Origin of the sequence: Vagococcus bubulae, assembly GCF_003950315.1 — a bacterium.
Classification (GTDB): domain Bacteria; phylum Bacillota; class Bacilli; order Lactobacillales; family Vagococcaceae; genus Vagococcus; species Vagococcus bubulae.
This window is the reverse complement of record NZ_NGJT01000004.1, coordinates 147,223-153,975: the sequence shown is the minus strand read 5'-3', so window position 1 is coordinate 153,975 and position 6,753 is coordinate 147,223. Positions and strand designations below refer to the sequence as shown.

10 protein-coding genes are annotated in these 6,753 nt (G+C 33.8%); 1 reads left to right on the top strand and 9 read right to left on the bottom strand.

The features are described 5' to 3' along the window. Nucleotides 1–310: transposase (locus tag CBF36_RS03855; protein WP_165865373.1), on the top strand; the 310-nt coding region annotated here is incomplete at its 5' end. Between the two features lie 1,913 nt (nt 311–2,223). Here CBF36_RS03855 and CBF36_RS03850 read toward each other — a convergent pair. The 9 genes from CBF36_RS03850 to CBF36_RS03810 form a co-directional block, all read right to left on the bottom strand. Then, on the bottom strand, nt 2,224–2,625 hold the full coding sequence (locus tag CBF36_RS03850; RefSeq protein WP_125956786.1) for a phBC6A51 family helix-turn-helix protein: 402 nt from the start codon (nt 2,623–2,625) through the stop codon (nt 2,224–2,226). Between the two features lie 43 nt (nt 2,626–2,668). After that, nucleotides 2,669–3,121 carry a phage major tail protein, TP901-1 family gene (locus tag CBF36_RS03845; protein ID WP_125956784.1) on the bottom strand — a complete coding sequence of 151 codons (453 nt, stop codon included), beginning with the start codon at nt 3,119–3,121 and terminating at the stop codon, nt 2,669–2,671. A gap of 35 nt (nt 3,122–3,156) precedes the next feature. Further along, nucleotides 3,157–3,504 (bottom strand): hypothetical protein, encoded by a 348-nt coding sequence (locus tag CBF36_RS03840; RefSeq protein ID WP_125956783.1) that lies wholly within the window; start codon nt 3,502–3,504, stop codon nt 3,157–3,159. Beyond that, nucleotides 3,504–3,947 carry a hypothetical protein gene (locus CBF36_RS03835; RefSeq protein WP_125956781.1) on the bottom strand — a complete coding sequence of 148 codons (444 nt, stop codon included), beginning with the start codon at nt 3,945–3,947 and terminating at the stop codon, nt 3,504–3,506. Before CBF36_RS03835 ends, CBF36_RS03840 begins: the two co-directional genes overlap by 1 nt. Nucleotides 3,948–4,017: 70 nt before the next feature. Then, nucleotides 4,018–4,878, bottom strand: a complete 861-nt coding sequence (locus CBF36_RS03830; protein ID WP_125956780.1) for a major capsid protein — start codon at nt 4,876–4,878, stop codon at nt 4,018–4,020. Nucleotides 4,879–4,894: 16 nt separating this feature from the next. After that, nucleotides 4,895–5,359, bottom strand: coding sequence for a hypothetical protein (locus tag CBF36_RS03825; protein ID WP_125956778.1), 465 nt, complete (start codon nt 5,357–5,359; stop codon nt 4,895–4,897). Continuing rightward, the gene (locus CBF36_RS03820) at nt 5,352–5,684 is read right to left on the bottom strand and encodes a sigma factor-like helix-turn-helix DNA-binding protein (protein WP_125956776.1); all 333 of its coding nucleotides are present in this window, start codon (nt 5,682–5,684) and stop codon (nt 5,352–5,354) included. The genes CBF36_RS03825 and CBF36_RS03820 overlap by 8 nt, the downstream gene beginning before the upstream one ends. 2 nt (nt 5,685–5,686) lie before the next feature. Next, nucleotides 5,687–6,259 carry a hypothetical protein gene (locus CBF36_RS03815; protein ID WP_125956775.1) on the bottom strand — a complete coding sequence of 191 codons (573 nt, stop codon included), beginning with the start codon at nt 6,257–6,259 and terminating at the stop codon, nt 5,687–5,689. Then, a complete protein-coding gene (locus CBF36_RS03810; RefSeq protein WP_125956773.1) occupies nt 6,260–6,724 on the bottom strand; it encodes a hypothetical protein in 465 nt (154 codons plus the stop codon). Between the last annotated feature and the right edge of the window lie 29 nt (nt 6,725–6,753).

Below are 6,753 nucleotides of genomic sequence, written 5' to 3'. Positions count from 1 at the left end.
TCTAAAAGAAGCCTACGATAGCTTCCAATTACTAACGTATCATTTTAGAAATAAAGATGCTGATTCATTTTTTGAACTGTTGAAAAACTTACCTAATAGCTTAGATAGGCTATTTAAAGATAAATTAGAAAACTTACTTGCATATGAAACTGGTATTCGCAATGCCCTTCTTTATGATTTTTCCAATGGAAAAATTGAAGCTAAGAATACTCATATAAAAACCCTTAAAAGAGTATCATACGGATTCAAATCATTCAGCAACATGAGAATAAGAATTTTCTTGATAAACGGTCTTATAAAAATTAAATAACTAAAAAAGATGATAAATCTGAGATTACTCTCAAATTCATCATCTTATAGATTTAACTCATCAGTCCTATTTGACAAAGAGCCTTTTAAATTAAAAGGCAGAGAAGTCTCTCAACTTTTCTGGTCATAGTCCACTGCAAAAACTACTTTCTGCTGGACTTCTGACTTAACTATAATATTGCTCAATTTTCACTGTTAAAATACTGGATAAAAACCTGTTATATCAGCCTTATCTTATCCCTAAAGAAATTCTGGCATATCTGCTCATTCTATCAGTTGTCCAGGCAGGATATGTTTTACAGTTCAGTATAGTACAGTAGAAATTCTTCCAACTACAGTACTTATACAGTAGATTATACCAGTAAAAATAACAGAAAACAACAGGAATACTAAGACATTTCACAGTGAAGTACATGCAACTCTCTCCAGTACCCATCCAACATTAACTTACTGCACACAGGAGCATTCTAATCACTTTAAATTCAGTTAAACAGTTAAGTACCCAATGACAGACTTCTAATTCATTTTACTAGACAGTCATCAGTATTAAAGAGCATCCCACAGACTTTTTAACTTCTCATCTTATCAGTAGTTATACTGAGCAGTTGAGTAAGTAAATAAATAGTATATTTATAGTAGAAACTTTTGAGGATGCTCTTAGTGGTAGGATTTATTTTCTGTTGTTTGTCTGCTATCACTGTACTAATAACTAGTCATTTACTGTTGATCACTGTTCACTATCTGTTTAACTAAATGAACATTAAAGTAAAAACCATTGTGTGTAAGGTGATACTGCAGTATGCCCAGCCTTTAGCCCCCCTCCCCCCAGATGCCCCCCTTTGTCTTTCTGTCTGTTCTGTTTTAACAGTTATAAATAAATTAGTTTAATTTCTGAGTTCACTTTTATGAGCAAAATAGTGAACTGAAAACATTGATTTTATTGATTTGTTACCAAACAACAGTAACTAACAGTGATATATACAGTATATTCATGCCTTTATGCAGTGATATCCAACAGTAGTATCATGCATTAGGGAACTGAGTTCACTGTTACTAACTGTTACTACTATTCACTTATCTGTCACTATCTGTTGGAACTATAAGCAGTAGATAAAAGTATTTACCACATAGGGCAGGAGGCAACTCTCCCTAGTATTTCTACCAGTAGTTACCTGTACTCAACAGTATCTATCTGCTTATGTCTTACTGCTTGTGTCTTACTACCTGTATCTTACTACCTCCTCACTGTAGCCTACTGTATATCACTGTAACAAAGAGCACCCCTGTATCTTTAACTGTACCCCCTGTTTAAAGACTGGTAGCCTCCTTTTAAAATGATCCCTACTGTTTTAAACTGATAGCCACTGTTTAAACTAAGTACCCACTACTGTTTTAAAATCTATAGATGTGAAGAAATATAAAGTAAAGCCTGCCCCCTCTTAAAAAAAGAATGCACCTATATTGCTGTCTAAGACAGTTTAAATACTGCTACAAACATTTATATATCAGGTGTTACAGCCATTCTTACAGAACACTTTAAAAGGCTCTCAGTTCATTCTGTAGTCAACTGTAGCCACTGTTTTAAATTAGAGTTCACTACTGTAATTAACAGTATTCCTATTATAAATAATATACTTTTATTGTACATATAACCAAAGGAATAGAGCCACTGCTTTCCACACAGTAGCCCCTTTGACATTAACATTTTTTTATTTATTTCAGTAAGTGTTTCATTACTTGAGCCTCTGATTGAGGCAGGTATTATCAGATTTAAAAAAAGAACAGAGATACTAATAGAAATGTGTACTCTGTAGACCATACATACCCACACACTAACCAATAAGAGTATTCTTTAATTTTTATATTTATTGTTACTTTTCAACTTGTTCAATAATCTCAATTTAATACATATTACTAGACTCCCAGCTCTTTAAACAGTTCATCTAGTGGTTTCTCTGAGGTAACAGAAACAGAGTGATCAATCTGTTGGTTTTTAAATTCCCCTTGGCTCTTCAGGACTAACTCAGCAATTTTTACCTTAGTTGTATCTGTTGCTTTTGGGTTATTTAAAGTCTTTCTGATATAACTGTACACATCTGCAAGAGTTGCTTTGTTCAGTTCTCTTGCTTGTTTCTGCAGCTCCTTATTGAACTCTGGTAGCCTTTTCCAGTTATACAATGTTACAGTAGAAATTCCAACCTGTTCAGCAATCTGTGCATCAGTTAGTCTATAAACATCTTTAGCCACAAGAAAAGTGATTGCCTTTAATTGCTGTACAGTCAAATCTTTTGTACTTGCTTGTACTTCATTACTCATATATTACATATCACCCCCTTTCATTTTTATTAGCTACAGGCTTTTATTTAGCTTTTAAAGACTCTACAGTCACATCTGCTCCCTCTTTAATAGTCAAACCAGTAGCACCCTCTAAATCTAATGAGTAAGTAACTGCATCATCTTGTTTAAATGAATGAGGGAATGAGGTAATATAACAATCTCCTGAAAAGGTAACTCCTTTAACATCTGTACTTTCTCCCATTCTGATTGTTACAGGAATAGGTTTTCTATCTAAGAATGACTTTCTTAACAGTGGTAAACTATTCTCACCTAAATCAACAAAGCCATCACTTGACATGCTCCATGATTTTAACCCTGCTAGAGCTGTTTTCCATCCATTACTGTTTTTATCTGTTACATCAATAGTATCTGCTGACAGTTCTAAGTCTGTACCTGTCTGCCCTGCAACAGCTACCTCTTTCTTTTTATCATCTGTTACATAAAGCAACACATCTACACCTGCTATTTTAGCCATGTATTTCTCTCCTTTTTAATATCTATTTAATAGTTTTATACATAGGCTTTCACTGCTAATACACTGCCCCCAAAGTCCTTTTTTACCTGAACTTGTATCACAGTTCTTTTGTGTGTCTGCCCTAAATCATCTGTATATTGAATAGTGTCCTCTGATTTAACTTTTACAAATTCAGGAAAGTAAACAACAGCATTAAAAGTTATCTCTTTGCCCTGATACTTGTCCATCCCTGCAGGTACTTTTTCAAGTTTAGTATTTTCTAGTACAATACAGTTATACTCAGTTCCTGTTCTATTATCATTTATAGGAACTCCCCACCTGTCAAAATTTCCCTTACTGAATACTATAGCCTTATTGTTAGTTGGGAAAAGATTTAATACCATTAGTCATTCACTCTTTGACTTGCTAGTTTCTGACTATCTGATACAGGTATTCTATAGTTTGTACTGTGTGCAATTCTATAACTGCCTGCTTTTCTTCTGACACCATTAAACAGTGATATACCAAACTTATTGGCAATATCTGGACTAAGAGTGTTATCCTTGCCACTAAACATTAACATGATGCCATCAACAGCAATGTAAGTTGCTCCCATTTCTGCCCTCTGAAAACTATCATCTACTTTTAACATCCATACAGCTTGTAAAGCTACATCTTCAATCTCTAACTCATAGCCTTGCTCTATCTCAGGCTTTAATATCTGTTTTAGCTTGGCTATTGAGTTATTTACTGCCTTTGTCTTTACATCCTCAGAACTCATATCCCACTGTTTAGAATGGAGTACATTGTCAGTAATATAGCTCTCAACATGGTTTACTTTAATCATATATACACCTCTAAATTGATATATAAAAAAAGACAGCCTCATAAGTAAGACTGTCCCAATCTGTTTTATTTTATTCTTTAGTTTCTGTAATTTTAGCAAGTGATTTATCATCATAAACAGCCATACCAGTGAACCACTCAATTCTTGTTTTCAGCTTTGGTGACCCTGTCATATGACCTAAAGGAGTTACATTAATACCACCATTTTGTAAGCCACAGACACCATCCACATCTGATAATCTCATAACATAGATACTACCTTCATCACCAGCTTGAAATACTTCATCATCCAAATCACAGATAACAATCTCACCATACTGTGTAACCTGTACACCAAATTCATTAGTTGATTTTGTTATTAGTGATCTGTTTTCATTTGTCAACTTTCTTCTTTTTGACTTACTCATAATAGCAAAGTTTGCATCTTTAACTGCATCTGCTAAAATGTCCAAATCATCTGCAACAATACCTGATGACTGGAACATCTGGTTTTTAATTAATCTTTTATTTAACCCATTAAATGCTTTTATATCTTTCTCTGTATTGCCATACAAAAAGGCTTTTTGATAGGCATGAGCAAGTGCTTTTGTTTTTAAAGCAACTTCAATTGCCATTAAATCATTGTAATCAGCCACAATTTGATTTTGATATGTATCTATAACAGCTTCATCACCTAGAATTGATAATGACTCTGTTCTGTTTTCATATTCAACTTCAGATGGTTTATATGCCTCTCCAACAGTTCTGTACTGTGGTTTAGCTTGTGTTTTCTGTACTGTGTAAGTCAGTCCTGATCCATCAATATACCTGAAAGGCAAGTTAGCCAGTAACTTTGACTCCTCTCCTAAAATCTCAATTACTCCAGCTTGTAATGTGTCTTGAGTTAGCTTTAAGCTATCTGCAAGTGACATTGTTAAATCTTTATCTGACATTCATTTTCCTGCTTTCTTAGTCCATATTTTCTTTTTTCTCAATTGTTACTTTCTTTTTTAAACTGTCCATCTTTCTGACATGCTTACTTTTAAGAAAATCCATAGTATCTTCAACTGCTGAGAACTCTTTTTGGTGTCTTCTCTTTGCTTGGGTAGGGGTTAGAAACTGCAACTCATCATTCTTAGTCTTTGTTTTATCTTTAATGTAGTCCAACAGTAAATAATTGCCTAGCAGTTCTAAAATGTACCCACTTGGGAACTTGTTAAATAGCTCAAAATATTTTTCTGTAATATCATTAACTGTCTGATTTCTTGTTTCAATGGATGGTAACTGTTCTAAAGGAGTTGCAAGTAATTCAGGACAAACAGTATCTAAAAGATATGTATTTGCCTTTGCTCTATTATTACATTGATCTAAACCTGTCCAGACTTTTACAGTAAACTCTTTTGCATTGGTGTATTTTAACCCTGCATTATCCATTGATTAACAGCTCCTCATTCCAAACATCTAATACTTTTTGTATTTTTATTTTTGCTGAGTTCTCTGATTGCCTTACTGCCTCTACTGACACTCCTAAGATGTTTCCACATTCTTTTAATGTAAAATTATAAAGCCATCTAAGTTGTAACACTACAGACTGATTAGCAGTCAAATTAGCTTTAGAAAGACAATTCTCTGCATCAATAACTGTTTCAACTGTTGCTGACATATTGCCTGTTGCCTCTGCTCTTTGCTGTAACACACTTTTATTCTTTAAACAGAACTCAATTTCTGATAGTGAGTATCTGCCATTGTCTTTTAACAAAGTTAAAAAGTAGCTCCATAGATTGCTGTTTCAACCTCAGCTAGGTCTACATCAATTTTGGACTCAACAATAAAACAGTTGATGCTAGTGTAGGCATCAAAATCCTTATTTAAAATTTCTTCAATTTGTCTCATTTTCCATGTATAGCTGTTAACTAAGAGTCTTAGGTGGGTGGCTACTTGCTCAGTATCATCTGAGTTAGCAATACATAAATGTTTAACATATTGATCCCAAATATCATTAACAGCTTTTTTATAGCTGTAGTATTCTTGTTTTACTGTTGCCACTAAGTCAGGTGCATTGTCCTGCAGATACTGATTTAGAACTGCCATCCTCTCACCAACTTCTGCCTCTGATAGCTTGCTGTCTGTTGGTTTCTTAGTAACAAGTGCTTTTAAATCAGATAAGGCTGTTGGTTTCTTTACTGGCTCACCTGTTACTTTTTTTATTAGCTCTTGCTTTAAACTATCAGTGTCAGTTACAACTGTTTCAAGTTCTTGAAATGCTTTGTCTAGTTTAGTTGAACTGGGCATTTTGATTTTATCTACTTCATAAATCAGCTTTTGAACTGCCATCTACTTACCCCCTTGTACAAATGCATTATCAATTTGTGTTACTGTTCCTGCTTTGACATCTGATACAACAATACTTGCTTTATCTGATAAAGTAACAGGGTTTAGAGTGTTCACTGTTTGAATTAATCCAGTAAATCTGCTGACCTGCTCTAAGGCTGTCATATATGATTTATTGGCAAACTCTGAGTTATAGATGTATTTTTCAAACTCTAATGCATCTTTTTGGAAGCTATTTAGCTGCTCCTGTAGAATGGCTAAAATATCTGTTCTAACATTTAGAGTGTTCAAGTAAATCTCTACCTCATGTTTTGAAATGAATTTCTCTGGTGACTCAATAAATTCTGCTTTGAACTTTTCTTTCTTATCTGCCTCTGCCTGTATTAATTCAGAATATTGATTTAATCCTGCTGCTAAGATGTCAATTCCTTTTGTGTTCTTGCTTACTTTGTTGTCTTGATTAGCCATTTTTAATAAACTCCTTTTAGTTTTTTTAT